A 26,235-nucleotide genomic window follows, 5' to 3' on the forward strand; every position below is an offset into this window, starting at 1 on the left:
AGCACTGTCAGCAGCACGAGCACCAGTCGAACGAGGTGTCGCAAGGCTGAAGTCCTGGCGGATCTTCCGCAGAGCCCGCTGCAGCCCGAACCGCCTGTCGTCAATCGCCGCAGCCGTCCTCACCCTGGAGCGTCAGCGCTGAAAGAGCTCAATGTGCGGGCGGAGCCGGTCGGCGAGCCGCTTGTCATCGCATGCGGAGGCAGCGTCAGGATTCGAAGCGGTGGCGTCCAGGGTTGATGGACATCGTCAATGCTTGACTGTGGCATCCATACGGGCGGGCCGCAGCAGCCCGAAGGCGAGCCCGGTGTCAGCCGGCCAGTGCCGTCGCGACCCGCACCTCACGCACCGCCACCACGTCCATTCGCGCGGGTGAACCGAGGACGGATGCCCCGCAGCTCTCCGGGCGCGGCGGCAGACCCGCGGCCTGGGCCACGTCGACCTGCCAGCGGCGTCCGTCGGTGTGGGCGACGGTCACCTCCCAGCGCGGTGCCGCACCGACCGTCCGGACGATGCTCAGCGCCTCCGCGGTGTCTTCGCCGGTCCTGGTGCGCACGGCGAGCTCGGCAGCCTGACCGGGCCGCTCCCAGGCCGAGCTGCCCCGGCATCCCTCCACCACGATCCGCCCCTCCCGCGCGCCGTGCAGGACCTCCTTGAGGGAGTGGGCCTCGGCCCGGCCGTACGCGTATCCGTACGGCAGCACGAGCACCGTGGGGGAGAAGCGGTGACCACCCAGATGGGTGACCTCCCAGACGCCCTCGACGCCGGACGTCGCCAGCTCGGCCGCGAGCGGACGGCCGAGGAGGGCGCAGCAGCGGTCACGCTTGCCGTTGGTGCAGACGAGGGCCAGCGGGTCCCCGTCGTGGGGCCGGCCGCCGAGCAGTACGTCGAACGTGCGGTGGTCGCCCCGGCCGAGTGCCGCGAAGTCGAGATCGAGCAGCTGCCCGGGATCCGAGGTCGAGGCGCTGTGCAGCCATACGTTCCCCGGGACGACGTGCGCCACGTACACCCGGCGCGTGGCGGGCATGCGACGGTCCGCGTGGCGCCCGGGGCGGCGGATGAGCGCGATCCGTACGCCCGTGTCCTTCGCGGCCGCCTCCAGGGCACGTCCCAGGGTGGGGTCCAGGTGGCTCGAAGTGAGCGCCTTGGCACCCCACGGACCGGGCTGTTCCAGCAACAGCCAGGTCCTCGCGGTGGCCGCGGTTCCCGAAACGGGCTCGTCGAAGTCCCGGGAGACGCTAGAGCACGTACTCACAGAGGTGAGCCTAACCTGACTTCGGCCGTGGCGGCTTTCGGCCCCCTCCCGCTTTACTCCGGCAGTGGCTGAGGGGGCTTCGGACCTGCGTAGAGACCGCTCGGCCGCATCCGCAGCGGGCGTTCGCCGTACTCCTCCAGTGCGTGGGCGATCCAGCCCGCCGTCCGGGCCACGGCGAAGATCGTCTCGCCCGCGGTCGGGTCCATGCCGCTGGACGCGGTGAGCACCGCGAGGGCCAGGTCCACGTTGGCGTGCAGGGGGGCGTGGCGGGCGGCGGTCTCCACGATGTCGCGGGCGGCGAGGAGGGCGGGCTCCGCACGCGGGATCCGTTCCAGGAGGGCGAACAGGGCACGCGCGCGTGGGTCCTCACCGGGGTACAGCCGGTGCCCGAGGCCCGGGATACGGCGTCCGGCGCGCAGTTCGCCGGCGATCACGGGCGCCGCGTCGCCCTGTTCGAGCACGTCCCACAGCAGCCGGTGGGCGAGCCCGCTGGCCGCGCCGTGCAGCGGGCCCTCGATCACCCCCAGCCCGGCGGAGACCGCCGCGTAGGCGTGGGCACGGGCCGACGCTGCGACACGCACGGCGAGGGTGGAGGCGGCCAGGTCGTGGTCGACGAGGAGGGCGAGGGCGGCGTCCAGGGCGCGCAGGGATGCCTCGTCGGGGTCCTTGCGCGCCGACAGCCGGTTCCACAGGCGGTGGGCCAGGGGGCCTTCGTCGAGGCGGTGGTGCCCCGCGGGAGGCAGCGCGTCGACGAGCGTGGGGATGAGACTGCGCGCGGTGCCGAGCACGGATTCCTCGGACAGGTCGAACCGCAGCGGGTCGGCGGTCGCGGCGGCGATCGTCGCCACCCGCAACAGGTCGGTGGGAGCGGCGTGTTCGGGAAGGGTTTCGACGGCCCGGCGGGCGACGGCGACGGAGGCGGCGGGCGCGGTGAACGTGCGGCCCGGGAGCATACGGCCCGTCCACAACCACTCGGCGACCTCCTCGTAGGTGTGCCGTGTGGCCAGGTCGACCGCGTCCACACCGCGGAAGAAGTAGCGGTCGCTCTCGATGAGCGTGATCCGGGTGCGTACGGACAGTTCGCCGCCGGAACCGGAACCGCTCGCGCTCTCCCGCTTGTTGCGCCGGGCGAGGGTCTCGACCTCCTGGGCGTCGAAGGTGCTGCCGCGCCCGCCGCTCACCCGTCGGCTGCTGAGCTGGCCGCGGCTCACGTACGCGTACACGGTCTCCGGCTTCACGCCGAGCAGCTCGGCGGCCTCCTTGGTGCTCAGCCGTCGTTCCGCGCCATGGGGGGCGGGTTCTTGATCGCGCATGGGGGTCACCGTATCCGCCTGATGGACCATTGACTGGAACATTGACTCAATCAATATTGACACGCAGTGAATCAATCATGGACAGTCGAATCAAATTTCAGGGAGGAAGTCATGTCCGTCAACAGGTCAGCAGCCACTCTTCTCGAAGCGCCTCGAGGGCTCGCCGGGGTCGTCGTCACCGACACCCGGATCGGTGACGTCCGCGGTCTGGAGGGCTTCTACCACTACCGGCAGTACTCGGCCGTCGACCTCGCGCGGACCCGCGGCTTCGAGGACGTCTGGCATCTGCTCGTGCACGCAGAACTGCCGGACGCCGGGCAGAGCGCGGCCTTCGCGGCCCAGACCGCCGCGCTGCGGCGGCTGCCCGACGAGGTGCGAGCGGCACTGCCCGCCATCGCGGCGGCCGGCGGGCGTTCCGGGCCGCTCGCCGGGATGCGTACGGCCCTGTCGCTGCTGGGCGCGGCGAAGGGATTCCGCCCCGTGTACGACATCGACGCCGACCGGCGCCGGCAGGACACGATCGAGGCGGCCGCGGCCGTGCCCACGCTGCTCACGGCGCTGCACCGGCTGGGCAACGGGCTGGAACCGGTGGAGCCGCGCGAGGACCTGTCCTACGCGGCGAACTACCTCTACATGCTGACCGGTTCGGTGCCGGCCGAACCGCACGCACGGGCGATCGAGCAATACTTGATCTCAACCATTGATCACGGATTCAATGCGTCAACGTTCACTGCCCGGGTCATCGCCTCGACGGGCGCGGACGTGGCGGCGTGCCTGGCCGGGGCGGTGGCCGCGCTGTCGGGTCCGCTGCACGGAGGTGCGCCCAGCCGCGCGCTGGACACCCTGGACGCGATCGGCACCCCGGACCGGATCGATCCCTGGGTGCGTCAGCGGGTGCTCGCCGGTGAGCGCATCATGGGCTTCGGGCACGCGATCTACCGCACGGAGGACCCACGGTCCCGGATGCTGCGCGAGGTCGCCCAGGGGTTCGGCGGGCCGCGGGTGGACTTCGCCGTCGAAGTCGAGCGTCACATCGAGGCGATCCTGGCGGAGCTGAAGCCCGGCCGGGAACTCCACACCAACGTCGAGTACTACGCGGGCGTGGTCATGGAACTCTGCGGCCTGCCCCGCGAGATGTTCACCCCGACCTTCGCCGCCGCGCGGGCGGTGGGCTGGAGCGCCAACATCCTGGAGCAGGCGGAGGACACGAAAATCATCAGGCCGGTGGCGCGGTACGTGGGACCGGAGGCGCCGGCGCCTGTGCCCGCCTGAGCGTTGTGTCCGATGAGGGTGCCGCGACCTGAGCGTTCGTGTGGATGAGGGTGCCGCGACCTGAGCCTCGCGAAGGTGCGCTGCCGACCCGTTCACTTCGGCGTTGATCTCGCGGCTCGTATTCTGGGGCGGCATCCCCATCCCCCACGTGTGCCGGGAACGCGAGCCGCTGCACGCGTCGGCGCGAGAAAGGTCGCACGGTGAGCCAGCCGAGCCCGAAACCGCAGCAGATCCCGGTCGTCGTCCTGGCCGGATTCCTCGGCTCGGGGAAGACCACCCTGCTCAATCACCTCCTGCACCGCAGCGGCGGCAGCCGAATCGGCGCCCTCGTCAACGACTTCGGGGCGATCGAGATCGACGCGATGGCGGTCGCGGGAGCGCTCGGCGACTCGACGGTCTCCCTCGGCAACGGCTGTCTGTGCTGCGCCGTCGACGCGAGCGAACTGGACCGGTACCTCGAGCGGCTCGCGGAGCCCTCCGTCGGCATCGACGTCATCGTCATCGAGGCCAGCGGCCTCGCCGAGCCGCAGGAGCTCGTGCGGATGCTGCTGGCCAGCGAGCATCCGGGAGTCGTCTACGGCGGGCTCGTCGAGGTCGTCGACGCCGCCGAGTTCGACGACACCCGGGCCAGGCATCCCGGGATCGACCGGCATCTCGCGCTGGCCGACCTCGTCGTGGTCAACAAGCTCGACCGGGCCGCGGACGGCGATGGTGTCCTCGCACTGGTCCGGTCCCTCGTCGACCGCGCCGCCGTCGTCCCGGCCACCTATGGCCGGATCGACCCCGAGTTCCTCTTCGACTGCCGCCCGTGCGAGGAGCGCATCGGGCAGCTGTCCTTCGACGACCTGCACGAGCACGGCGGGGACGACGCCGGCCACGCCGGCCATCTGCACGCCGCGTACGACAGTCTGGCGTTCGTCTCCCAGGAGCCCCTCGACCCCCGCCGGCTGATGACGTTCCTCGACAGTCGGCCCGAGGGGCTGTACCGGATCAAGGGCTACATCGACTTCGGGCCGCACGACGTCCGCAACCGTTACGCCGTCCACGCCGTCGGGCGGTTCCTGCGCTTCTACCCGGAGCCGTGGCCGGCCGGTGGCGAACGCCTCACCCAGCTGGTCCTCATCGGCTCCGGGATCGACGCCCCCGCCCTCGGCAAGGAGCTGGAGGCGTGCAGGAGCGAGGCCCCACACGCCGACGAGCACGGCATGTGGGGCGTCCTGCGGTACGTGCGCGATCCCGAGGCGGATCTCGCGGACCCGGCCTAGACCGGCCCGGCCACCACCGCGACCGTCTTGGCCAGGGACACCCCGGAACCGTCCCGGCGCGGGTCGATCTCCGGGAGCTCGGCCGGAGTGCCGTTCTTCTGCGCCGCCAGGGCCGGGACGGGGCCCGCCCAGGCCAGGGACAGGCAGTCCTCGCCCTTCAGGAACCGCTGACAGCGGACACCGCCGGTGGCGCGGCCCTTGCGCGGGTACTGGTCGAACGGGGTCAGCTTGGCCGTCGTCTGGACGGAGTCGTCCAGTGTGCCCCGCGAGCCCGCGACGGTGAAGACGACGGCGTCCACGGCCGGGTCCACCGCCGTGAACGAGATGACCTTCGCGCCCTCGGCGAGCTTGATGCCCGCCACACCGCCGGCCGGGCGGCCCTGCGGGCGGACCTGGGACGCCTGGAAGCGCAGCAGCTGCGCGTCGTCGGTGACGAAGACCAGGTCCTCCTCACCGGTGCGCAGCTCGATCGCGCCGACGATCCGATCGCCCTCCTTGAGGCTGATCACCTCGAGCTCTTCCTTGTTGGCCGGATAGTCCGGCACCACGCGCTTGACGACGCCCTGCGCCGTCCCGAGCGCCAGGCCCGGCGACGACTCGTCGAGCGTGGTCAGGCAGACCACTGTCTCGTCGTCCTCCAGGGAGACGAACTCCGCCAGCGGCGCTCCCCCCGCGAGGTTCGGGGCCGTCAGCGACTCCGGAAGCTGGGGCAGGTCGATCACGTTCAGCCGCAACAGCCTGCCCGCCGAGGTGACCACGCCCACCTCGCCGCGGGCGGTGGCCGGCACCGCCGAGACGATCACGTCGTGCTTCACGCGCTTGGCGGCGGCGTCCTCGGCGAACGGCTCGCCGTTCGCCGTGCGGGCCAGCAGACCCGTGGAGGACAGCAGCACCCGGCACGGGTCGTCGGCCACCTGCAGCGGCACGGCCGCCACCGGGGCACCGCCCGACTCCAGCAGGACCGTACGCCGGTCGGTGCCGAACTTCTTGGCGACGTTGGCCAGTTCGGAGGAGACCAGCTTGCGCAGCTCCGTGTCCGAGTCGAGGATCCGGGTCAGCTCCTCGATCTCCGCGTTGAGCCGGTCCTTCTCCGTCTCCAGCTCGATGCGGTCGTACCTGGTCAGACGGCGCAGCGGCGTGTCCAGGATGTACTGCGTCTGCACCTCGCTCAGCGAGAACTGCTCCATGAGGCGCTGCTTGGCCTGCGCGGAGTTCTCGCTGGAGCGGATCAGGCGGATGACCTCGTCGATGTCCAGCAGGGCCGTCAGCAGACCCTCGACGAGGTGCAGCCGGTCGCGCTTCTTGCCGCGGCGGAACTCCGAGCGCCGCCGTACGACGTTGAAGCGGTGGTCGAGATAGACCTCCAGGAGCTCCTTCAGACCCAGCGTGAGCGGCTGGCCGTCGACCAGAGCCACGTTGTTGATGCCGAAGGACTCCTCCATCGGCGTCAGCTTGTAGAGCTGCTCCAGGACCGCCTCCGGCACGAAGCCGTTCTTGATCTCGATGACCAGGCGCAGGCCGTGCGCGCGGTCGGTGAGGTCCTTGACGTCGGCGATGCCCTGGATCTTCTTCGAACCGACCAGGTCCTTGATCTTGGCGATGACCTTCTCGGGGCCGACCGTGAAGGGCAGCTCCGTGACGACGAGGCCCTTGCGGCGGGCCGTCACGGGCTCCACCGACACCGTCGCCCGGATCTTGAAGGTGCCGCGGCCGGACTCGTACGCGTCCCGGATGCCGGACAGGCCGACGATGCGGCCGCCCGTGGGCAGGTCGGGGCCCGGGACGTGCTTCATCAGGGCGTCGAGATCCGCGTTGGGGTACCGGATCAGGTGGCGGGCGGCGGCGATGACCTCGCGCAGGTTGTGCGGCGCCATGTTCGTGGCCATGCCGACCGCGATGCCCGAGGCGCCGTTGACCAGGAGGTTCGGGAAGGCGGCGGGCAGGGCCACCGGCTCCTGCTCCTGGCCGTCGTAGTTGGGGTTGAAGTCGACGGTGTCCTCGTCGATGGACTCCGTCATCAGGCTCGTGGCCTCGGCCATCCGGCACTCGGTGTACCGCATGGCGGCCGGCGGGTCGTCGTTGCCCAGGGAACCGAAGTTGCCGTGGCCGTCGACCAGGGGGACCCGCATCGAGAAGGGCTGGGCCATGCGCACGAGGGCGTCGTAGATCGACGCGTCGCCGTGCGGGTGCAGCTTGCCCATCACCTCGCCGACGACCCGGGCGCACTTGACGTACCCGCGCTCGGGACGCAGGCCCATCTCGCTCATCTGGTAGACGATGCGGCGGTGCACCGGCTTGAGGCCGTCGCGTGCGTCCGGCAGGGCGCGGGAGTAGATGACCGAGTACGCGTACTCGAGGAAGGAGCCCTGCATCTCGTCGACGACGTCGATGTCGAGGATCCGCTCCTCGTACGAGTCGTCGGGCGGCGGGGTCTTCGTGCTGCGGCGGGCCATCGCTGCCGGCTCCTCCTGTTACTGGTCGCTCGCCTACAAGGCGTTCATGCGCTGACGAGACACCGACCGTACTCAGCCCTTCGGGCCTGCGCGCGCTCGCCCTCTCGTCACCGACCGCCCCTGCGGCTCGCTCATGCTGCTGCGATCCGGATCTGACGCCGACCATTGTGGACCGCCGCACTGACAACCGGGACCAGGACCCAGGTCCGGGCCGCATCCCGCGCTCTCGGGCCCAGGTCGCCGCCGGGAACTTCACCAGGGCTCCGCACGCTTGCATACAGTGGCAGGACCGGCAGGAATCCGCGGTCTGAACAACCGCTCCGCGAGCGAAGGGACGTACATGCCCATGGGTCACACGGCCACAGCCCAGGCAGGCTCCGGGGGCCTGACAGCGACCGAGCACCGCCTGGCCAACGGCCTGCGCGTGGTGCTCTCCGAGGACCACCTGACCCCGGTCGCGGCGGTGTGCCTCTGGTACGACGTCGGCTCACGCCACGAAGTCAAGGGGCGTACCGGCCTGGCTCACCTTTTCGAGCACCTGATGTTCCAGGGTTCCGCGCAGGTCAAGGGCAACGGTCATTTCGAGCTCGTCCAGGGCGCGGGCGGCTCGCTGAACGGCACGACCAGCTTCGAGCGGACCAACTACTTCGAGACCATGCCCGCCCACGAGCTGGAGCTCGCGCTCTGGCTGGAGGCCGACCGCATGGGCTCGCTGCTGGCCGCGCTCGACGACGAGTCGATGGAGAACCAGCGCGACGTCGTCAAGAACGAGCGCCGCCAGCGCTACGACAACGTGCCCTACGGCACCGCCTTCGAGAAGCTGACCGCCCTCGCCTACCCGGAGGGCCACCCCTACCACCACACCCCGATCGGCTCGATGGCCGACCTGGACGCGGCGACCCTGGAGGACGCGCGCGCGTTCTTCCGCACCTACTACGCGCCGAACAACGCCGTGCTCTCCGTGGTGGGCGACATCGACCCGGAGCAGACCCTCGCCTGGGTCGAGAAGTACTTCGGCTCCATCCCCGGCCACGACGGCAAGCCCGCCCCGCGCGACGGCTCGCTGCCGGAGACGATCGGCGAGCAGCTGCGCGAGGTCGTCGAGGAGGAGGTCCCGGCCCGTGCCCTGATGGCCGCCTACCGGCTGCCGCACGACGGCACGCGCGCGTGCGACGCGGCCGACCTGGCCCTCACCGTCCTCGGCGGCGGCGAGTCCTCCCGCCTGTACAACCGGCTCGTGCGCCGCGACCGTACGGCCGTGGCGGCCGGCTTCGGCCTGCTGCGGCTCGCCGGGGCGCCCTCCTTGGGGTGGCTGGACGTGAAGACGTCCGGTGACGTGGAGGTTCCGGTCATCGAGACCGCCATCGACGAGGAGCTCGCCCGGTTCGCCGAGGAGGGCCCCACGGCCGAGGAGATGGAACGCGCCCAGGCCCAGTTGGAGCGCGAATGGCTGGACCGGCTCGGCACGGTCGCGGGCCGCGCCGACGAACTGTGCCGGTACGCCGTGCTGTTCGGCGACCCGCAGCTCGCCCTGACCGCGGTCCAGCGCGTGCTGGAGATCACCCCGGAGGAGGTCCAGGAGGTCGCCAAGGCCCGCCTGCGGCCCGACAACCGCGCGGTGCTCGTCTACGAGCCGACCGCCCCCGAAGCCCCCGCCGACCAGGACGAGAACGAGGAGGCGGCCCGGTGACCGAGCTCGCCACGATGGACTTCCACCCCCGGCCGCAGGCGGGCGACGCCAAGCCGTGGGCCTTCCCGGCCCCCGAGCGCGGCTCGCTCGGCAACGGCCTCACGGTGCTGCGCTGCCACCGCCCCGGCCAGCAGGTCGTCGCCGTGGAGGTGCTGCTCGACGCCCCGCTGGACGCCGAGCCCGCCGGCCTCGACGGCGTGGCCACGATCATGGCCCGGGCCTTCTCCGAGGGCACCGACAAGCACTCCGCCGAGGATTTCGCCGCCGAGCTGGAGCGCGCCGGCGCCACCCTCGACGCGCACGCCGACCACCCCGGTGTCCGGCTCAGCCTGGAGGTGCCGGCCTCCCGGCTCGCCAAGGGACTGGGCCTGGTCGCCGACGCCCTGAGGGCCCCCGCGTTCGCCGACAGCGAGGTCGAGCGGCTGGTCGCCAACCGTCTCGACGAGATCCCGCACGAGCTCGCCAACCCCTCGCGCCGGGCCGCCAAGGAACTGTCCCGGCAGCTGTTCCCGGCGGACTCGCGCATGTCGCGGCCGCGGCAGGGCACCGAGGAGACCGTCGCCGCCATCGACTCGGCGGCCGTACGCGCCTTCTACGAGAAGCACGTCCGCCCCGCCACGGCCACCGCCGTGGTCGTCGGGGACCTCACCGGCATCGACCTCGACGCCCTGCTCGGGGACACGCTGGGCGCCTGGACCGGCTCCCCGGCCGAGCCGCGGCCCGTGCCGCCGGTGACCGCCGACGACACCGGCCGGGTCGTCATCGTGGACCGCCCGGGCGCCGTCCAGACGCAGCTGCTGATCGGCCGGATCGGCCCGGACCGGCACGACCGCGTGTGGCCCGCGCAGGTGCTCGGCACCTACTGCCTCGGCGGCACCCTCACCTCCCGCCTGGACCGCGTCCTGCGGGAGGAGAAGGGCTACACCTACGGCGTACGGGCGTTCGGCCAGGTCCTCAGGTCCGCCCCCGACGGCACGGGTGCGGCGATGCTCGCCATCAGCGGCTCCGTGGACACGCCCAACACCGGCCCCGCGCTGGAGGACCTCTGGACGGTGCTGCGCACCCTCGCCGCCGAGGGGCTGACCGACGCCGAGCGGGACGTCGCCGTGCAGAACCTGGTCGGCGTCGCGCCGCTGAAGTACGAGACGGCAGCGGCCGTCGCGAGCACGCTGGCCGACCAGGTCGAGCAGCATCTGTCCGACGACTACCAGGCCACGCTGTACCGGCAGCTCGCCACGACCGGCACCGTGGAGGCCACCGCGGCGGCCGTCAGCGCCTTCCCGGTGGACCGGCTGGTGACCGTCCTCGTCGGTGACGCGGCGCAGATCAAGGCGCCTGTCGAGGCGCTCGGCGTCGGCGAAGTCACCGTCGTCGCCGCCGAGTAGCGGCACGCGCGCTCAGGGGCCCTGGATGTCTTCGAAGGCACCAGGGCCCCTTTATGCCCGAATTGGGATGGGAGTTGCCTGTCTGCCCTGTGGGATGCGCTACAAACACCGGGATTCGTTTGGGAATTGAAAGTGGCGCCGCTTAGCGTCGTCCGGGCTGTTCGTCAGGCAGTGCGCCGCACCCGCGGCACCGGACAGTCATCGCCGAGTCCCCGTACGGCGCGAGCCAGGGGAGCCGGGGACCCACCGCAGTCCCTGGGGTGAATCGGACGCCCGCGCGTGCCGCGAGGGAGTCCGTAGGAGACCTTCCTGCTCCGAACCCGTCAGCTAACCCGGTAGGCGAGAGGGAAGGAAAGGACCAGCCACCACATGGCGTTCACTCGCGCCACCGGGAAGCACCGTCGTCCCAGCAGGATCCAGCGCCGCACCGCCCGCGCGGCGGGTGTCGCGGCCCTCGCCACCACCGGCGTGATCGGCACCGTGGCGGCCCCCGCGGCCTTCGCCGCCGAGCCCAGCGCCGAGCAGACCGGCCTCACCCCGGTCGTCACCATGGGTGACACCGTGGCCCAGCAGATCGACGCCCAGGCCGTCGCGCAGCAGCAGGCCGCCGACGAGGCCGCCGCCAAGCAGAAGGCCGAGGAGGCCGCCCGCAAGCGCGCCGCCGAGGTGGCCGAGAAGGCCAAGGCAGCGGCCGAGAAGGCCCGCGAGGTCAAGGAGCGCGCCGCCCGCGAGGCCGAGCGCAAGCGCCTCAACGCCTACGTGGCCCCGATCTCCGGCTCGTACGTCTCCACCGGCTACAAGGCCAGCAGCGGCCTGTGGTCCTCCGGCAGCCACACCGGTGTCGACTTCCACGCCGCCACCGGCACCTCCGTCCACGCGGTCGGCGCGGGCACCGTCGTCGAGGCCGGCTGGGGCGGCTCCTACGGCAACCAGATCGTGATCAAGATGAACGACGGGACGTACACCCAGTACGGCCACCTGTCCTCCATCGGCGTCTCGGTGGGCCAGCAGGTCACCCCCGGCCAGCAGATCGGCCTGTCCGGCGCGACCGGCAACGTCACCGGCCCGCACCTGCACTTCGAGGCCCGTACGAGCCCCGAGTACGGCTCGGACATCGACCCGGTCGCCTACCTCCGCTCGCACGGCGTCGGCGTCTGACCGGAACCACTCCGCCGTCTCCCAGGCCCCGGCTCCCCGAGCCGGGGCTTTCGGCGTTTCCGGGTGCCCGCTGTCCAAAAAATATCCCCGGATTCCCGCCTGCCGTCGGAAATTCCCGCTCATTGCAATAGAGTCACGGAAAGCGCGCCGCTCGTCGGCGTTTCACGGGGATTAAGCGGAGGTCGGTCATGCGTATTCCCGCGCACTCGGTGTGCACGGCCATCCGGGACGACATCGTCGCGGGTGTCCACGCACGCGGCAGCCGGCTCACCGAGGAACTCCTCGCCCGCCGCTACGGCGTCTCGCGGGTGCCCGTCCGGGAGGCGCTGCGCACGCTGGAGGCCGAGGGCTTCGTGGTGACCCGCCGGCACGCGGGCGCGTGCGTGGCCGAACCCACCGAGCAGGAGGCCGGTGACCTGCTGGAGATGCGGATGCTCCTGGAGCCGCTAGGTGCGGCCCGCGCCGCCCAGCGCCGCACCGAGGCGCACCTGAAGGTCCTGCGCGGCCTGGTCCGGCTGGGCCAGGACCGGGCCCGTCGTGGCAACAGCGACGACCTGCGCTCCCTGGGCGCCTGGTTCCACGAGACGCTCGCCCAGGCCTCCGGCAGCCCCGCCCTGACCTCGATGCTCACCCAGCTCCGCCACAAGATCACATGGATGTACGCCGTGGAGGCGCCGCTCAGCCCGGTGGAGTCCTGGACGGAGCACGGCGCGATCGTGGACGCGGTGGCGCGCGGGGACGGCGAGCGCGCGCGGGCGGTCACGGCGCTGCACACCGAGCGCGCGACCGGCGCGCACCGCCTGCGCCTCGGCTCCGCCGAGGAACGCGCCGACCGTGTGAGGAACTCGCAACATCCCGTAAACACGGCGAGCCTGCGGCATTAACACGGCAGCCGTATACAAATAGAGGTGAATTCTCGGGGGCTTATTTCCGCTGCCCGGACACGGGAATTCCTGCTCCGTGTGGGCCGGGAATAGCGAAGGGCCCGCCCGGTGAATTCGGACGAGCCCTTCGCTGTGCGCCGCATCGGGCGCCCGGGAAATCAGACGGTCTCGGGCAGTTCCTCGAGACCCTCGGAGACCAGCTTCGCCAGCCGGTCGAGGGCGGCGTCCGCGCCCTCGGCGTCGGAGGCGAGGACGATCTCCTCGCCCCCCTGGGCGCCGAGGCCCAGGACGGCCAGCATCGAGGCCGCGTTGACGGGGTTGCCGTCAGCCTTGGCGATCGTCACCGGGACGCCTGCGGCCGTGGCGGCTCGGACGAAGATGGAGGCGGGGCGGGCGTGGAGGCCCTCGGCCCAGCCGACGTTGACGCGGCGCTCAGCCATGTGTTGCTGCCCTTCGGTGTTCAGGGTTGTCTAGACCAGTTTCCCATATCGTGAAGCCCGCGCGGAGCGGTCCTCGCGTTCCACTCCGGGGGTGCCGTCGGATCGCGGCCTCGACCCGACTGACGCCCTCCACAGACTGCCTCGCGCCGTTGTCAGGCGCTAGCCGTACTCTGGGGCCCATGCAGACCTCGCCGGACCGGCATGAGTATCCCGCCCACTGGGAAGCCGACGTGGTGCTGCGCGACGGGGGTACCGCGCGCATCCGGCCCATCACCGTTGATGACGCCGATCGCCTGGTCAGCTTCTACGAGCAGGTCTCCGACGAGTCGAAGTACTACCGCTTCTTCGCGCCGTACCCTCGCCTGTCCGCCAAGGACGTCCACCGCTTCACGCACCACGACTTTGTGGACCGGGTGGGACTCGCGGCCACGGTCGGCGGCGAGTTCATCGCCACCGTACGCTACGACCGGATCGGCGCGGACGGAACGCCCGCGTCCGCACCCGCCGACGAGGCCGAGGTCGCCTTCCTCGTGCAGGACGCCCACCAGGGCCGCGGGGTCGCCTCCGCCCTGCTCGAACACATCGGTGCCGTCGCCCGCGAGCGCGGCATCCGCCGCTTCGCCGCCGAGGTGCTGCCCGCCAACAACAAGATGATCAAGGTGTTCACGGACGCCGGCTACACCCAGAAGCGCAGCTTCGAGGACGGTGTCGTCCGTCTGGAGTTCGACCTCGAACCCACCGACCGCTCCCTGGCCGTGCAGTACGCCCGCGAACACCGCGCCGAGGCACGGTCGGTGCAGCGGCTGCTCGCCCCCGGCTCGGTCGCCGTCATCGGCGCCGGCCGCACACCCGGCGGCGTGGGCCGCAGCGTCCTCGGCAACATCCGCGACGCCGGGTACACCGGCCGCCTCTACGCCGTGAACAAGGCTCTCCCCGAGGATCAGAAGGAACTCGACGGGGTGCCCGCCCGCCGCTCGGTGCGGGACATCGACGGCCCGGTCGACCTCGTGGTCGTCGCCGTCCCGGCTGAGCACGTCCCCGAGGTCGTCACCGAGTGCGGCGAACACGGCGTGCAGGGGCTGGTCGTGGTCTCCGCCGGGTACGCCGAGAGCGGCCCCGAGGGGCGCGAACGCCAGCGCGCCCTCGTGCGGCACGCGCGCACGTACGGCATGCGGATCATCGGCCCGAACGCCTTCGGCATCATCAACACCTCCCCACGGGTACGGCTCAACGCCTCCCTCGCCCCCGAGGTGCCGCGCCCCGGCCGGATCGGCCTGTTCGCCCAGTCCGGCGCCATCGGCATCGCCCTGCTGTCCCGGCTGCACCGGCGCGGCGGCGGTGTCACAGGCGTGACCGGCGTCTCCACCTTCGTCTCCTCCGGCAACCGCGCCGACGTCTCCGGCAACGATGTCCTGCAGTACTGGTACGAGGACCCCGACACCGACGTCGTCCTGATGTACCTGGAGTCCATCGGCAACCCCCGCAAGTTCACCCGCCTGGCCCGCCGGACCGCCGCGGCCAAGCCCCTGGTCGTCGTCCAGGGCGCGCGGCACGGCGCAGCCCCCCAGGGGCACGCCGTACGGGCGACCCGGCTCCCGCACGCGACCGTGTCGGCGCTGCTGAGGCAGGCCGGCGTCATCCGCGTCGACACCATCACCGAGCTGGTGGACGCGGGCCTGCTGCTCGACCGCCAGCCCCTTCCCGCCGGGCCCAGGGTGGCGATCCTCGGCAACTCCGAGTCGCTCGGCCTGCTCACCTACGACGCGTGCCTCGCCGAGGGTCTGCGGCCGCACCCTCCGCAGGACCTGACCACGGCGGCGTCCGCGGCCGACTTCCACGCGGCCCTGTCCCGCGCGCTGGCCGACGACCGGTGCGACGCCGTCGTCGTCACCGCCATACCGGCGGTGGGGGAGGGCTCGGTCGGTGACGCCGCTCTCGCGCAGGCCCTGCGCTCGGCATCGGCAGCGGCTCCGGCCAAGCCGGTCCTGGTGGTCCATGTGGAGCTCGGCGGCCTGGCGCAGGCCCTGTCGGCGGCGGCGAGCACGGCACCGCAGGCCGGGTCGGACAATCCACCGCAAAAAGATCCCAGTCCGACGCCCGCCGCGGCGCAGCCTCCCGCCGCCGGGGCCCCCGAAGACGCCCACCTCATCCCCGCCTACCCCGCCGCGGAGCGGGCCGTCCGCGCCCTCGGTCAGGCCGTCACCTACGCGCAGTGGCGGCGCGACGCCGCCGACCCCGGCAAGGTGCCCGAGTACGACGACATCGACCAAAGGGGCGCAGCGGCACTGATCGGCGGCCTGCTCGCGCGCGGGCAGGGGCTCACACTCGGCACGGACGAGACCTGCGACCTCCTCGGCCACTACGGCGTCCGGGTCCACAGGGCCCTGCCCGCCCCGACCCCCGACGCCGCCGCCGAAGCCGCCGGCACCCTCGGCTATCCCGTCGCCCTCAAGGCCACCGCCCCGCACCTGCGGCACCGCGCCGACCTGGGCGGCGTCCGCCTCGACCTCGCGGACGAGGACCAACTGCGCCGGTCGTACGCCGAGTTGACCGAGCTGTTCGGTACGCCGGAGGAGCTGCGGCCGGTGGTGCAGCGGATGGCGCCGCGCGGTGTGGACGTCGTCGTACGGGCCGTCATCGACCCGGCGGCCGGAGCCGTGCTCTCCTTCGGGCTCGCCGGAGCCGCCTCGCAACTGCTCGGGGACACCGCGCACCGGCTCATCCCGGTCACCGACCGTGAGGCGACCTCACTGGTGCGCTCGATCCGCACCGCCCCGCTGCTGTTCGGCTGGCGCGGCTCCGCACCGGCCGACACCCGGGCCCTGGAGGAGCTGCTGCTGCGGGTGTCCCGGCTGGTCGACGACCACCCCGAGGTCGTCGCGGTCACCCTGGAGCCGGTCGTCGTCGCCTCGCACGGCCTGAGCGTTCTCGGCGCCTCGGTCCGTCTCGCGCCCCCTCCCGTCCGCGACGACCTCGGCCCGCGCACGCTCCCCGCGTACTGACCGGGGGCGAGCGGTCCCTCGCAGTCAGTGGTCCCCCGTAGGATGGGCGTCATGGCCAAGACCAGTACGACGACCCAGGGGCTGCGGGCGGCTATCGAGCGCAGCGGCTACTACCCGGCCCTCGTGGCCGAGGCGGTGGAGGCCGCCGTGGGCGGCGAGCCCATGCGGTCGTACCTGGTCCACCAGGAGACGACGTTCGACCAGAACGAGGTACGGCGGCACGTGACGGTGCTCGTCCTCACGGACACCCGCTTCATCGTCAGCCACACCGACGAGCAGGCCGCCGACAGCACCTCCCCGACGCCGTACGCCACGACGTCGACGGAATCCGTGAAGATCGGCCGCATCTCGTCGGTCGTCGTCAGCCGCGTGGTCGCCAACCCCGAGTCGTACAAGCCGGGAACCCTGCCCCGCGAAGTGGTCCTCACCATCGGCTGGGGCGCCGTCTCGCGCATCGACCTGGAGCCGGCCGCCTGCGGCGACCCCAACTGCGAGGCGGACCACGGCTACACCGGCAACTCGACGGCGGACGACCTCAGCCTGCGCGTCAGCGAGGCCGGGGACGGACCGGACACCGTGCGGGAGGCGCTCGCCTTCGCGCAGGCCCTCTCCGAGGCGACCGCGGACACGACCCGCTGATGACACAGCTCGACACGGCCTGGGACCAGCACCCCGAACCGCTCACCGTCGCCTCCGCACCGGCCCCCGAGTACGGCAGCGGATCACTCGCCGACCTCCTGCCCACCCTGGCCGCCGGCCTGGGCGTACCGGACATGAGCGCCTCGATCGCAGAGCTGACCCCTGCCGACCGCAACTGCGTGTTCCTGATCGACGGTCTCGGATGGGAGCAGCTGAGGGCGCACCCCGAGGACGCCCCCTTCATGACGTCCCTGCTCGCCACCTCCCGCGGCGGTACCGGGCGTCCGCTCACCGCCGGCTACCCGGCGACCACCGCGACCTCCCTCGCCTCCGTCGGTACCGGCCTGCCCCCGGGCGCGCACGGCCTGCCCGGCTACACCGTCCGCAACCCGGACACCGGCGAGCTGATGAACCAGCTGCGCTGGCAGCCGTGGGCCCCGCCCGGCCCCTGGCAGCCGTACCCCACGGTCTTCCAGCTGGCGCACGCGGCCGGGGTGCACGCCGCGCAGGTGTCGTCCCCGACCTTCGAGAACACCCCGCTGACCAAGGTCGCGCTCAGTGGAGGAACGTTCCTCGGGCGGCTGTCCGGCGAGGACCGCATGGACCTGGCGGCCGAGCAACTGGCCGCGGGCGACCGTTCCCTGGTGTACACGTACTTCGCCGAGGTCGACGGCGCCGGCCACCGTTACGGCGTCGACTCCGACACCTGGCGCGGCCAGCTCATGTACGCCGACCGCCTCGTCCAGCGACTGGCCGAGCAACTGCCGCCGCGCAGCGCGCTCTACGTCACCGCCGACCACGGCATGATCGACGTGCCCTTCGACGAGCAGCACCGCATCGACTTCGACGAGGACTGGGAGCTGAGCGCCGGTGTCGCCCTGCTCGGCGGCGAGGGCCGTGCCCGTCACGTCTACGCGGTGCCCGGCGCGGCCAACGACGTCCTGACCTGCTGGCGCGAGGTGCTCGGCGAGCAGTTCTGGGTGGCCTCGCGCGACGAGGCCATCGCCGCGGGCTGGTTCGGCCCGCGGATCGACGAACGGGTGTACGGCAGGATCGGCGACGTGGTCGCGGCGGCGCGGGACGACGTCCTGCTCATCGCCTCCGAGCGGGAGCCGAAGGAGTCGGCGATGGTCGGCAACCACGGTTCGATGACCCCCGCCGAGCAGCTGGTCCCCCTGCTCGAAGTACGCTCCTGAAACAGCCCCACCCCGAGCCCCACCCTGTCCTCCCACGCCGAAAGGTGCTCAACTCCACATGCCCGAGCTGGTGTTCTTCTGCGGAACGATGGACTGCGGGAAGTCGACGCTGGCTCTCCAGATCGAGCACAACCGCTCGGCGCGCGGTCTGCAGGGCATGATCTTCTCGCGCGACGACCGCGCCGGCGAGGGCAAGCTGTCCTCGCGCCTCGGCCTGGTGACGGACGCGGTGGAGGTCGGCGACGGGCAGGACCTCTACGGCTACCTCGTCGACCATCTCTCGCAGGGCGGCCGCGCGGACTACGTGATCGCCGACGAGGCGCAGTTCCTCGCGCCGGAGCAGATCGACCAACTCGCGCGCGTGGTCGACGACCTGAGCCTCGACGTCTACGCCTTCGGCATCACGACGGACTTCCGCTCCAAGCTGTTCCCCGGCTCGCAGCGGCTGGTGGAACTGGCCGACCGGGTCGAGGTGCTCCAGGTCGAGGCCCTGTGCTGGTGCGGAGCCCGCGCCACGCACAACGCCCGCACGATAGGCGGGGTGATGGTCGTCGAGGGCGCCCAGGTGGTCGTCGGTGACGTCACCCACTCCGCAGACGAGGTCGGCTACGAGGTCCTGTGCCGGCGTCACCACCGCCGCCGGATGACCGCTGCCACGTCCCGCGCGGCGGCCCTGTCCCCGGACGTGCTGCCGGTGACGTCCGCCTGACCCGCGGCAACTCGCCCACGTCAGCTCGGGCGTTGCAACAGCGCGAACCGCGCCCCTTCCGGGTCCGACACGTGCGCCACCCGCCCGTGGGCGGTGTCGTGCACCGGCTTGAGGACCTGCCCACCGAGGTGGACCAGGTGGTCCAGGGCGTCGTCGACGTCGGCCACCTGGAAGTACGTGACCCAGTGCGGCCCCCGGTCGCGGGGCAGGGCGCGCCCGAGGCCGTGGATGCCGGCGACGGGCCTGCCGCCCAGCTGCAGCGTCACGTAGTCGAAGTCGGCGGAGACCACCGGCTCCTCCTCGTAGCCGAACACCGTGCGGTAGAACTTGGCGATGCCGGCCGACTCGAAGGTCAGCAGTTCGTTCCAGGCGGGTGTGCCGGGGACGTCCGCGACGGCGGTGCCGAGGTGGGCGGCGGCCTGCCAGATGCCGAAGACCGCGCCGGAGGGGTCGGAGCCGATGGCCAGGCGTCCGGCGTCGGATGCGTCGAGCGGGCCCACTCCGATCGTGCCGCCGCGGCTGCGCACCGTCTCGGCCGTCAGATCCACGTTTTGAGAGGCGAAGTAGGGCGTCCATGCGATGGGCAGGTGGCGGTCCGGCGGCAGCCGTCCGATCCCGGCCACCTCGCGCCCGTCGAGCAGCGCGCGCACATAGGGCCCGAGCTGCTGCGGGCCCGGCTGGAACTCCCAGCCGAACAGCGCTCCGTAGAACTCCTCGGTCGCGTCCGGGCCGTGCACCATCAGGCTCACCCAGCAGGGCGCGCCGGGCGCGTGCCGAGCGGGTGTGTCGCTGTTCGGCCCGGCGGACCCCCGTGCGTCGGTCATCGTCACTCTCTTCTCGGCCTCGCGGTGGCCGTGCTCTCCGCAGCCTGGTGGGGCGGCCCTGTGGGCCTCCCGTGTCCGGGAGAATGCCCGATGTGCGGGCACCCGTGCTCACGGCGCGCTTGTCGGCGGGTGTCGCTCAGCTGTACAGCATGTGCCTGTTCCCGCACGCCGCGTGATCGCCCCGCTCCGGCCGAGCAGAGTAGCCGGACACGGACGGCTCGGCCACCCCCGTGCGCGAGGATGGGGACCATGAACGCCATCATCTCCGCATCCGACCTCGCCAGGATTCTCACGGGCGCCCGCCCGCCGGTCCTGCTTGACGTCCGCTGGCAGCTCACCGCGGCCAAGGCGGCCGGCGAGCCGCCGTTCGACGGCCGGGCCGCGTACGAGGCAGGGCACCTGCCCGGAGCCGTCTACGTCGACCTGGACCGGGAGTTGGCCTCCGCGCCGGGCGAGGGCGGCCGGCACCCCCTGCCCGACCTCGCACGCTTCGGAGCCGCGATGCGCCGGGCCGGCGTCTCGGCCGGAACACCGGTGGTCGTCTACGACGGCGGCCAGGGGTGGGCGGCGGCCCGGGCGTGGTGGCTGCTGCGCTGGACGGGTCACCCGGACGTGCGAGTCCTCGACGGCGGGTTGCCGTCCTGGGAAGGCCCGCTGGAGCAGTCCGTGCCGGCGCCGGAGGAGGGTGACTTCCTGCCCGAGCCGGGGGCGACGGGGCTGCTCGACGCGGATGCCGCCGCGGAGCTGGCACGGTCCGGAGTGCTGCTGGACGCGCGGGCGGGGGAGCGGTATCGCGGTGAGGTGGAGCCGATCGACCCGGTGGCCGGGCACATCCCGGGCGCGGTGTCGGCGCCCACCACGGAGAACGTGGGGGCCGACGGGTGTTTCCTTCCCGCCGGGGAGTTGCGGGAGCGGTTCAAGGGGCTTGGTGTGACCGAGGGTTCGAGGGTCGGCGTGTACTGCGGTTCGGGGGTCTCCGCCGCCCACCACGTCCTGGCCCTGGCGGCCGCCGGCATTCCGGCCGAGCTGTACGTAGGGTCCTGGTCGGAGTGGTCCTCGGACCCGGACCGGCCGGTCGCCGTCGGTCCGGACCCGCAGTGATCTGACATGAAGAAGGGGCCGCGCCCGGACGGCGCGGCCCCCTTTTCCTTGGTATGACTCGGTCGTTCGCGAGCCGGCCCGGCTATTCCTGCTTCTTGCGCCGCGTGCCGAACACGATCTCGTCCCAGCTCGGGACGGCCGCCCTGCGGCCGGGGCGTACGCCGTCCGCTTCGGCCTGGCGGTCGGTGGCACCGATGAGCCGGTCGCGGTGGCTGCCCACGCTTCGCGGCATGAGGACATCCGCGTAGGCGGAACCGGCCGACGCAGCGGGAGCCGGAGGCTCCTCCTCCTCGACCTCGGCGACGACGACGGGCTCCTCCTCGGGCTCCGCCGGGGGGAGTTCCGGAACGACCAGGTCGCCGCGGAAGCTCGGCACCGCCTCGAGCAGGCTGGTCAGCGAGTCTCTCTCGCCCGTGGTCTCCTCGATCGGCTCGGACGCCTGCGCGGGCAGACTGGGCCGCTCGCGCTCGGGGCGGTCCAGCGGTCTGTCGCGCGGCAGCCGGGCGATCCGGGGGACGAACGGGAAGCTGGGCTCGGGTGCGGACAGGTCGTCGGACTCACCGATCAGGGAGCGCGCCTCGTCGTCGACGGCCTGGACGAGCCGCCGGGGCGGGTCGTACGTCCAGCTCGCCGAGTGCGGTTCGCCCGCGACGCGGTAGACCAGCAGGACCTCCCACGTGCCGTCGTCGCGACGCCACGAGTCCCACTGGACGGTGTCCTTGTCGGCGCCGCGCAGCAGCAGCCGCTCCTGCACGGCCTCGCCGAGGGGCGGGCCGGAGTTCTCGCCGGGGCGGCGGACCGGGGTCTTGCGGGCCCGCTCGGCCATGAAGGCGCGCTCGGCGAGCACGGGACCCTCGAAGCGGCGCACCCGGTCGACGGGGATACCGGCCATCTGCGCGACCTCTTCCGCGGTCGCGCCGGCACGTATACGCGCCTGGATGTCGCGGGGGCGGAGGTGGCTCTCGACCTCGATCTCGATCTGGCCGAGACGGGGACGGTCGCCGCGCACGGCAGCGCGCAGGCGTTCGTCGATCGGAAGCGTGTACTCCGTAGAGTCGGCAGCCTTCAGCACCAGCCGTGTGCCGTCATTCGAGACGGCCACGACACGCAGTTCGGGCATGGGGACCTCCCGGGTGGTGCCTGCCGACGTCACGTGCGTCGCTGCTTCCGCTAGTCGAGTGTGGCCTGCCCGGGTGCAGCCTGCCACAACCTTGCCGAGTTGCCCGGCGTGTCGGGCGCGGGCCCTGGATCGCCGTTATGGCACGGTTACCTATTCGCAACGCTAAGTGACGAACTCTGTCACCCTGTGCAACTAGCCCCCTCCCGGCGGTCCTTAAAGGCCCTGTACACCCTGACGGGAGACCGGACCCAGGGCTCGCAACAGTACTCCATTCGGGCCACGTGCGTGGATTGGCGCGCCGCCCAACTTGTTGCAAGGGGTGGGACTTGGCCTCTCCTGCCCCCGTCTCACGATCTTGAACGTGGGGTACTTCACGTAATCACCAGAATCGGAACCAAGGGCTTGAGCCGAGGCGCGTGGTCGCCCCCTGCAGTGGGCGGCAACCGCCCGGCAGAGGGCCGGCCCGCGGAGAACCCTTCTCTCGGCCGGGCGAGTTCACGGCCGGCGCGGTGACCGCGCGCCGGCCGGGCGCCGGAAGCGGCCGGTGCTCGCGGCGGCCGTCGTCCTGGGTGTGACGATGGCCGGAATCAGCATGCGAGCCGACACGGGGACGCGGCCTCGGCGGCGGCGGTGGCGCGACCCCGAGTCCGGCCCCGACTCCGAGCATGACGGGGAGCGAGGGCGCGCGGAGCGCCACCCCAGTGCGCCCCTACGCCCCCAGAACTCTCCGCAAGTAGTCGTTCTGGAACAGCCGGTCGGGATCGAGACGATCCCGCAGCGCCGTGAACTCGCCGAACCGCGGATACACCCGGGAGAAGTACTCGGCGTCCCGGGTGTGGATCTTGCCCCAGTGCGGACGGCCCTCGTGGGCGGTGAAGATGCGCTCGGCGGACGTGAAGTACCGCTGGTGCGGCGTGCCTCGGAACATGTGGACGGCGATGTACGCGCTGTCCCGGCCGGAGGCGGTGGACAGCGTGATGTCGTCGGCGGGGGCGGTGCGCACCTCGACGGGGAAGCTCACCCGGAGGCCCGAGCGGTCGACCATCGTCTTCAGCTCGCGCAGCGTCTCGACGACGGCCGCGCGCGGAACGGCGTACTCCATCTCCACGAAGCGCACCCGGCGCGGGGACGTGAAGACCTTGTACGGGATGTCCGTGTAGGTCCGCGCGGACAACGCCTTGCTGGAGATCTGGGCGATCGCGGGGATCGTGGCGGGCACCGCGCGGCCGACCCAGTTGGCCACCTGGAAAACCCCGTTGGAGAGGAACTCGTCCTCGATCCAGCTCTTGAGCTGCGGCACGGGCTTCTCCGGGCCCGCGCTGCGGTTGTTGCGCTTGGTGTTGGTGCTGCCGGTGTGCGGGAACCAGTAGAACTCGAAGTGCTCGTTCTCGGCCCAGAGTTCCTCGAAGTCGGAGAGGACCTTGTCGAACGGCATCGGTTCCTCGCGGGCCGTGAGCAGGAAGACCGGCTCGACGGCGAAGGTGATCGCGGTGACGAGGCCCAGGGCGCCGAGGCCGATGCGGGCGGCGGCGAAGACCTCCGGGTTCTCCTTCTCGGAGCAGGTGAGGACGGAACCGTCGGCGGTGACCAGCTCCAGGCCCTTGATCTGGGCGGCTATCGAGCCGGAGTCGCGGCCCGTGCCGTGCGTGCCGGTGCTGGTGGCCCCGGCTACCGTCTGCTCCATGATGTCGCCCATGTTCGTGAGCGACAGGCCCTCACGCGCCAGGGCCACATTGAGCCTCTTGAGCGGGGTGCCGGCCTCCACCGTGACCGTCATGTTCTCGCGATCAATGCTGCGGATGCCGGTCAACAGTTCAGGACGGATCAACACACCGTCCGTCGCGGCTATGGACGTGAAGGAGTGCCCGGCGCCGACCGCCTTCACCTTCAGACCGTCCTCGGCGGCCCGCCGCACCGCGGCGGCCAGCTCGTCGACGGAGGCAGGGGTGACCTCTCGCGCGGGACGTGCCGAGACGTTGCCGCCCCAGTTACGCCACGTGCCGTTCTTTCCGTTCGCTGTGCTGCTCAACGGAGCCTCCCCGACCCGGTGCCGGTCGCTTGAGCCGGCGGAACCCGAGGAAACCCACCGCGACCGCGACGGCCCCGGCCACCGCCGGAACCCCGTACCCCGCACGCGCCCCGGCCGCGTCGATCACCCAGCCGGCCGCGGAGGAGCCGAGTGCGACCCCCACCGCGAGCCCGGTGCTCACCCAGGTCATGCCTTCGGTGAGCTGCGCGCGTGATACGTGCTCTTCGATGAGGGACATCGTCGTGATCATCGTCGGAGCGATGGACAGACCCGCAACGAACAGCGCCACGGCCAGAAACGGCAAGTTTCCGACCAGTAGGAGGGGGATCATACTCACGGCCATGGCACATACGCCCAGCAGCCACCGACGTTCCGGCGCCCCGGCGAAGTGCAGCAGCCCGAAGACCATGCCCGCGACACAGGAACCCCCCGCGTACAGGGCGAGGACGACGCTCGCCGCGGCCTTGTGGCCCTCCTCGTCGGCGAAGGCCACCGTGACCACGTCGACCGCACCGAAGATCGCGCCGGTGGCGACGAAGGTGGCCACCAGGACCTGAAGTCCCGGCGCGCGCAGCGCGCTGCCGCCGCCCTTGCGCTCCCGCGGGTGCGGCTCGGGCTCGGTGGCGCGCTGCGCGGTCAGCCAGAACACGCCGACGGCCAGGAAGCAGGCGGCGAGCAGCGGGCCGGCCTCGGGGAACCAGGCCGTGGACAGACCGATGGAGATGATCGGCCCGAAGACGAAGCACACCTCGTCCACCACGGACTCGAGGGAGTACGCGGTGTGCAGCTGCGGCGTGCCGCGATACAGCGCCGCCCAGCGGGCCCGGACCATCGCACCGACGCTCGGTACGCAGCCGATGCCCGCGCAGGCCGCGAACAGCACCCAGTCCGGCCACCCGTAGTGCGCGGCGAACAGCAGGACGGCCGCCGCCGTGAGCGAGATCAGCGTGGCCGGACGCAGCACCCGCCGCTGCCCGTACTGGTCCACGAGCCGGGAGACCTGCGGCCCGGCCACCGCGGCGGCCAGCGCGATGGTCGCCGACAGGCCACCGGCCAGCCCGTATCGCCCGGTGAGCTGCGAGATCATCGTGACCACGCCGATGCCCATCATCGACAGCGGCATCCGGCCGAGGAAGCCCGCAGCGGAGAAACCCTTGGAGCCTGGGGCTGCGAACAGGGCGCGGTAGGGGCTGGGCAACGGGGTCTCCGAAGGGCTCAGTAAGCTGCGAACGCAGTCGACACAGCTTACGGCCCACGACGTCCCTCTGCACCCGTCCGGCCCAGCGCCGGATCGCCCCGGGCCCGCCTGACGCCGCGCGGGTGTCACCCCGCCGTTTCCCGGCTGTCGGTGCAGGGTGGCAGGATCGACTCATGCCAGACGCGCGCGATGTCAGCCCCTACGACGCCCTGCTCCTGCTCTCGTTCGGCGGCCCGGAAGGCCCGGACGACGTGGTTCCGTTCCTGGAGAACGTGACGCGTGGGCGCGGCATCCCCAAGGAACGCCTCAAGGAAGTCGGACAGCACTACTTCCTGTTCGGCGGGGTCAGCCCGATCAACGACCAGAACCGCGCCCTGCTGGACGCCCTGCGCAAGGACTTCGCCGAGCACGGCCTGGACCTGCCGGTCTACTGGGGCAACCGCAACTGGGCGCCGTACCTGACGGACACCCTGCGCGAGATGGTCCGCGACGGACGCCGCCGCATCCTGGTCCTCGCCACCAGCGCCTACGCCTCGTACTCGGGCTGCCGCCAGTACCGCGAGAACCTCGCCGACGCGCTCGCGGCCCTGGACGCGGAGGGCCTGGAGCTGCCGAAGGTCGACAAGCTGCGGCACTACTTCAACCACCCGGGCTTCCTGGAGCCCATGATCGACGGGGTGCTCCAGTCCCTCGCCGAGCTTCCCGAGGACGTCCGGGACGGGGCACACCTCGCCTTCTCGACCCACTCGATCCCGACGGCCTCCGCCGACACCTCCGGCCCCGTCGAGGAGCACGGCGACGGCGGCGCCTACGTGAAGCAGCACCTGGACGTGGCGCGGCAGATCGCCGACGCCGTCCGGGAGCGCACCGGCGTCGACCACCCCTGGCAGCTCGTCTACCAGTCCCGCTCCGGTGCCCCGCACATCCCTTGGCTCGAGCCCGACATCTGCGACCACCTGGATGAGCGGCACGCGGCCGGCGTCCCGGCCGTCGTCATCGCCCCGATCGGCTTCGTCTCCGACCACATGGAGGTCCTCTACGACCTCGACACGGAGGCGAAGGCCCGGGCCGGGGAGCTCGGTCTGCCGATGCGGCGCTCCGCCACCGTCGGCGCCGATCCGAGGTTCGCCGCCGCGATCCGCGACCTCGTGGTCGAGCGTGCCGCCGTCGAACGCGGGCAGGACGTCACGCCGTGCGCCCTGGGCGCCCTGGGGGCGAGCCACGACCTCTGCCCGGTCGGCTGCTGCCCGGCCCGCGCCCCCCGGCCCGCCGCCGCGGGCGCCGACAGCACCTACGCGTGAGGAG

Annotated in this window: 20 protein-coding genes, 1 pseudogene and 1 riboswitch; of the genes and pseudogenes, 13 read left to right on the forward strand and 8 right to left on the reverse strand. The window is 72.0% G+C overall.

Going from position 1 to position 26,235, the window contains the following annotated elements; genetic code table 11:
- Positions 1-142 (forward strand): annotated as a pseudogene (locus tag ABT116_RS03460) (IS5/IS1182 family transposase); the annotation flags it as partial.
- Between the two features lie 165 nt (positions 143-307).
- On the opposite strand, the gene ABT116_RS03465 reads toward ABT116_RS03460, so the two are convergent.
- Together ABT116_RS03465 and ABT116_RS03470 are read right to left on the reverse strand one after the other, a co-directional pair.
- Positions 308-1,252: a ferredoxin family protein gene (locus ABT116_RS03465; RefSeq protein WP_351627158.1), complete on the reverse strand. Its 945-nt coding sequence runs from the start codon at positions 1,250-1,252 to the stop codon at positions 308-310.
- A 53-nt stretch (positions 1,253-1,305) separates the two neighbouring features.
- Positions 1,306-2,565, reverse strand: a complete 1,260-nt coding sequence (locus tag ABT116_RS03470; protein WP_351627160.1) for a citrate synthase — start codon at positions 2,563-2,565, stop codon at positions 1,306-1,308.
- 111 nt (positions 2,566-2,676) lie between these two features.
- Here ABT116_RS03470 and ABT116_RS03475 point away from each other — a divergent pair, with 111 nt between their 5' ends.
- Together ABT116_RS03475 and ABT116_RS03480 are read left to right on the forward strand one after the other, a co-directional pair.
- Positions 2,677-3,837, forward strand: coding sequence for a citrate synthase (locus ABT116_RS03475; protein ID WP_351627163.1), 1,161 nt, complete (start codon positions 2,677-2,679; stop codon positions 3,835-3,837).
- A gap of 200 nt (positions 3,838-4,037) precedes the next feature.
- Entirely contained in the window at positions 4,038-5,102 is a 1,065-nt protein-coding gene (locus tag ABT116_RS03480) for a CobW family GTP-binding protein (protein WP_351627166.1), read from the forward strand.
- Here ABT116_RS03480 and ABT116_RS03485 read toward each other — a convergent pair.
- Entirely contained in the window at positions 5,099-7,555 is a 2,457-nt protein-coding gene (locus ABT116_RS03485) for a DNA gyrase/topoisomerase IV subunit A (protein ID WP_351627168.1), read from the reverse strand. The two genes, ABT116_RS03480 and ABT116_RS03485, sit on opposite strands and share 4 nt — an antisense overlap.
- A gap of 346 nt (positions 7,556-7,901) precedes the next feature.
- Here ABT116_RS03485 and ABT116_RS03490 point away from each other — a divergent pair, with 346 nt between their 5' ends.
- The 4 genes from ABT116_RS03490 to ABT116_RS03505 all read left to right on the forward strand — a co-directional run bounded on the left by ABT116_RS03490 (position 7,902) and on the right by ABT116_RS03505 (position 12,672).
- The gene (locus tag ABT116_RS03490) at positions 7,902-9,245 is read left to right on the forward strand and encodes a M16 family metallopeptidase (protein WP_234388017.1); all 1,344 of its coding nucleotides are present in this window, start codon (positions 7,902-7,904) and stop codon (positions 9,243-9,245) included.
- On the forward strand, positions 9,242-10,630 hold the full coding sequence (locus ABT116_RS03495; RefSeq protein ID WP_351627171.1) for a M16 family metallopeptidase: 1,389 nt from the start codon (positions 9,242-9,244) through the stop codon (positions 10,628-10,630). Before ABT116_RS03490 ends, ABT116_RS03495 begins: the two co-directional genes overlap by 4 nt.
- A 192-nt stretch (positions 10,631-10,822) precedes the next feature.
- A riboswitch (cyclic di-AMP (ydaO/yuaA leader) is annotated at positions 10,823-10,987 on the forward strand.
- 12 nt (positions 10,988-10,999) lie between these two features.
- Positions 11,000-11,788: a M23 family metallopeptidase gene (locus ABT116_RS03500; RefSeq protein ID WP_351627174.1), complete on the forward strand. Its 789-nt coding sequence runs from the start codon at positions 11,000-11,002 to the stop codon at positions 11,786-11,788.
- A gap of 188 nt (positions 11,789-11,976) precedes the next feature.
- The gene (locus ABT116_RS03505; protein WP_351627176.1) at positions 11,977-12,672 is read left to right on the forward strand and encodes a GntR family transcriptional regulator; all 696 of its coding nucleotides are present in this window, start codon (positions 11,977-11,979) and stop codon (positions 12,670-12,672) included.
- A gap of 158 nt (positions 12,673-12,830) precedes the next feature.
- Here ABT116_RS03505 and ABT116_RS03510 read toward each other — a convergent pair whose 3' ends face one another.
- Positions 12,831-13,112: an HPr family phosphocarrier protein gene (locus tag ABT116_RS03510; protein WP_003993478.1), complete on the reverse strand. Its 282-nt coding sequence runs from the start codon at positions 13,110-13,112 to the stop codon at positions 12,831-12,833.
- Positions 13,113-13,291: 179 nt separating this feature from the next.
- On the opposite strand from ABT116_RS03510, the gene ABT116_RS03515 reads away from it, so the two are divergent.
- The 4 genes from ABT116_RS03515 to ABT116_RS03530 are packed head-to-tail and all read left to right on the forward strand — an operon-like array spanning position 13,292 to position 18,658.
- Positions 13,292-16,114, forward strand: coding sequence for a bifunctional acetate--CoA ligase family protein/GNAT family N-acetyltransferase (locus tag ABT116_RS03515; RefSeq protein WP_351627179.1), 2,823 nt, complete (start codon positions 13,292-13,294; stop codon positions 16,112-16,114).
- A 51-nt stretch (positions 16,115-16,165) separates the two neighbouring features.
- The gene (locus ABT116_RS03520; RefSeq protein ID WP_351627182.1) at positions 16,166-16,753 is read left to right on the forward strand and encodes a DUF5998 family protein; all 588 of its coding nucleotides are present in this window, start codon (positions 16,166-16,168) and stop codon (positions 16,751-16,753) included.
- Positions 16,753-17,949, forward strand: a complete 1,197-nt coding sequence (locus ABT116_RS03525) for an alkaline phosphatase family protein (RefSeq protein ID WP_351627184.1) — start codon at positions 16,753-16,755, stop codon at positions 17,947-17,949. The genes ABT116_RS03520 and ABT116_RS03525 overlap by 1 nt, the downstream gene beginning before the upstream one ends.
- A gap of 58 nt (positions 17,950-18,007) precedes the next feature.
- Positions 18,008-18,658 (forward strand): thymidine kinase, encoded by a 651-nt coding sequence (locus ABT116_RS03530; protein ID WP_351627187.1) that lies wholly within the window; start codon positions 18,008-18,010, stop codon positions 18,656-18,658.
- Positions 18,659-18,678: 20 nt separating this feature from the next.
- Here ABT116_RS03530 and ABT116_RS03535 read toward each other — a convergent pair whose 3' ends face one another.
- Complete coding sequence (locus tag ABT116_RS03535; protein ID WP_351627189.1) at positions 18,679-19,482, reverse strand: VOC family protein; 804 nt, start codon at positions 19,480-19,482, stop codon at positions 18,679-18,681.
- Between the two features lie 249 nt (positions 19,483-19,731).
- On the opposite strand from ABT116_RS03535, the gene ABT116_RS03540 reads away from it, so the two are divergent.
- Positions 19,732-20,583: a sulfurtransferase gene (locus ABT116_RS03540; RefSeq protein WP_351627191.1), complete on the forward strand. Its 852-nt coding sequence runs from the start codon at positions 19,732-19,734 to the stop codon at positions 20,581-20,583.
- 82 nt (positions 20,584-20,665) lie between these two features.
- Here ABT116_RS03540 and sepH read toward each other — a convergent pair whose 3' ends face one another.
- From sepH to ABT116_RS03555, 3 genes are all read right to left on the reverse strand, one after another.
- Positions 20,666-21,703 carry a septation protein SepH gene (gene sepH / locus ABT116_RS03545; RefSeq protein WP_351627194.1) on the reverse strand — a complete coding sequence of 346 codons (1,038 nt, stop codon included), beginning with the start codon at positions 21,701-21,703 and terminating at the stop codon, positions 20,666-20,668.
- A gap of 709 nt (positions 21,704-22,412) precedes the next feature.
- On the reverse strand, positions 22,413-23,732 hold the full coding sequence (locus tag ABT116_RS03550) for a D-arabinono-1,4-lactone oxidase (protein ID WP_351627196.1): 1,320 nt from the start codon (positions 23,730-23,732) through the stop codon (positions 22,413-22,415).
- Complete coding sequence (locus ABT116_RS03555; protein ID WP_351627198.1) at positions 23,692-24,930, reverse strand: MFS transporter; 1,239 nt, start codon at positions 24,928-24,930, stop codon at positions 23,692-23,694. The genes ABT116_RS03550 and ABT116_RS03555 overlap by 41 nt, the downstream gene beginning before the upstream one ends.
- Before the next feature lie 173 nt (positions 24,931-25,103).
- On the opposite strand from ABT116_RS03555, the gene ABT116_RS03560 reads away from it, so the two are divergent.
- Positions 25,104-26,231 (forward strand): ferrochelatase, encoded by a 1,128-nt coding sequence (locus ABT116_RS03560; protein ID WP_351627201.1) that lies wholly within the window; start codon positions 25,104-25,106, stop codon positions 26,229-26,231.
- Positions 26,232-26,235: the final 4 nt, after the last annotated feature.

This window comes from Streptomyces sp. NPDC002130 (assembly GCF_040296465.1).
Lineage (GTDB): Bacteria > Actinomycetota > Actinomycetes > Streptomycetales > Streptomycetaceae > Streptomyces.

Coding starts and splice junctions, on each gene's coding strand:
- ABT116_RS03490 (WP_234388017.1), top strand. CDS start 7,902: ATGGGTCACACGGCCACAGCCCAGGCAGGCTCCGGGGGCCTGACAGCG.
- ABT116_RS03560 (WP_351627201.1), top strand. CDS start 25,104: ATGCCAGACGCGCGCGATGTCAGCCCCTACGACGCCCTGCTCCTGCTC.
- sepH (WP_351627194.1), bottom strand. CDS start 21,703: ATGCCCGAACTGCGTGTCGTGGCCGTCTCGAATGACGGCACACGGCTG.
- ABT116_RS03515 (WP_351627179.1), top strand. CDS start 13,292: ATGCAGACCTCGCCGGACCGGCATGAGTATCCCGCCCACTGGGAAGCC.
- ABT116_RS03485 (WP_351627168.1), bottom strand. CDS start 7,555: ATGGCCCGCCGCAGCACGAAGACCCCGCCGCCCGACGACTCGTACGAG.
- ABT116_RS03530 (WP_351627187.1), top strand. CDS start 18,008: ATGCCCGAGCTGGTGTTCTTCTGCGGAACGATGGACTGCGGGAAGTCG.
- ABT116_RS03475 (WP_351627163.1), top strand. CDS start 2,677: ATGTCCGTCAACAGGTCAGCAGCCACTCTTCTCGAAGCGCCTCGAGGG.
- ABT116_RS03540 (WP_351627191.1), top strand. CDS start 19,732: ATGAACGCCATCATCTCCGCATCCGACCTCGCCAGGATTCTCACGGGC.
- ABT116_RS03535 (WP_351627189.1), bottom strand. CDS start 19,482: ATGACCGACGCACGGGGGTCCGCCGGGCCGAACAGCGACACACCCGCT.
- ABT116_RS03510 (WP_003993478.1), bottom strand. CDS start 13,112: ATGGCTGAGCGCCGCGTCAACGTCGGCTGGGCCGAGGGCCTCCACGCC.
- ABT116_RS03505 (WP_351627176.1), top strand. CDS start 11,977: ATGCGTATTCCCGCGCACTCGGTGTGCACGGCCATCCGGGACGACATC.
- ABT116_RS03520 (WP_351627182.1), top strand. CDS start 16,166: ATGGCCAAGACCAGTACGACGACCCAGGGGCTGCGGGCGGCTATCGAG.
- ABT116_RS03470 (WP_351627160.1), bottom strand. CDS start 2,565: ATGCGCGATCAAGAACCCGCCCCCCATGGCGCGGAACGACGGCTGAGC.
- ABT116_RS03525 (WP_351627184.1), top strand. CDS start 16,753: ATGACACAGCTCGACACGGCCTGGGACCAGCACCCCGAACCGCTCACC.
- ABT116_RS03500 (WP_351627174.1), top strand. CDS start 11,000: ATGGCGTTCACTCGCGCCACCGGGAAGCACCGTCGTCCCAGCAGGATC.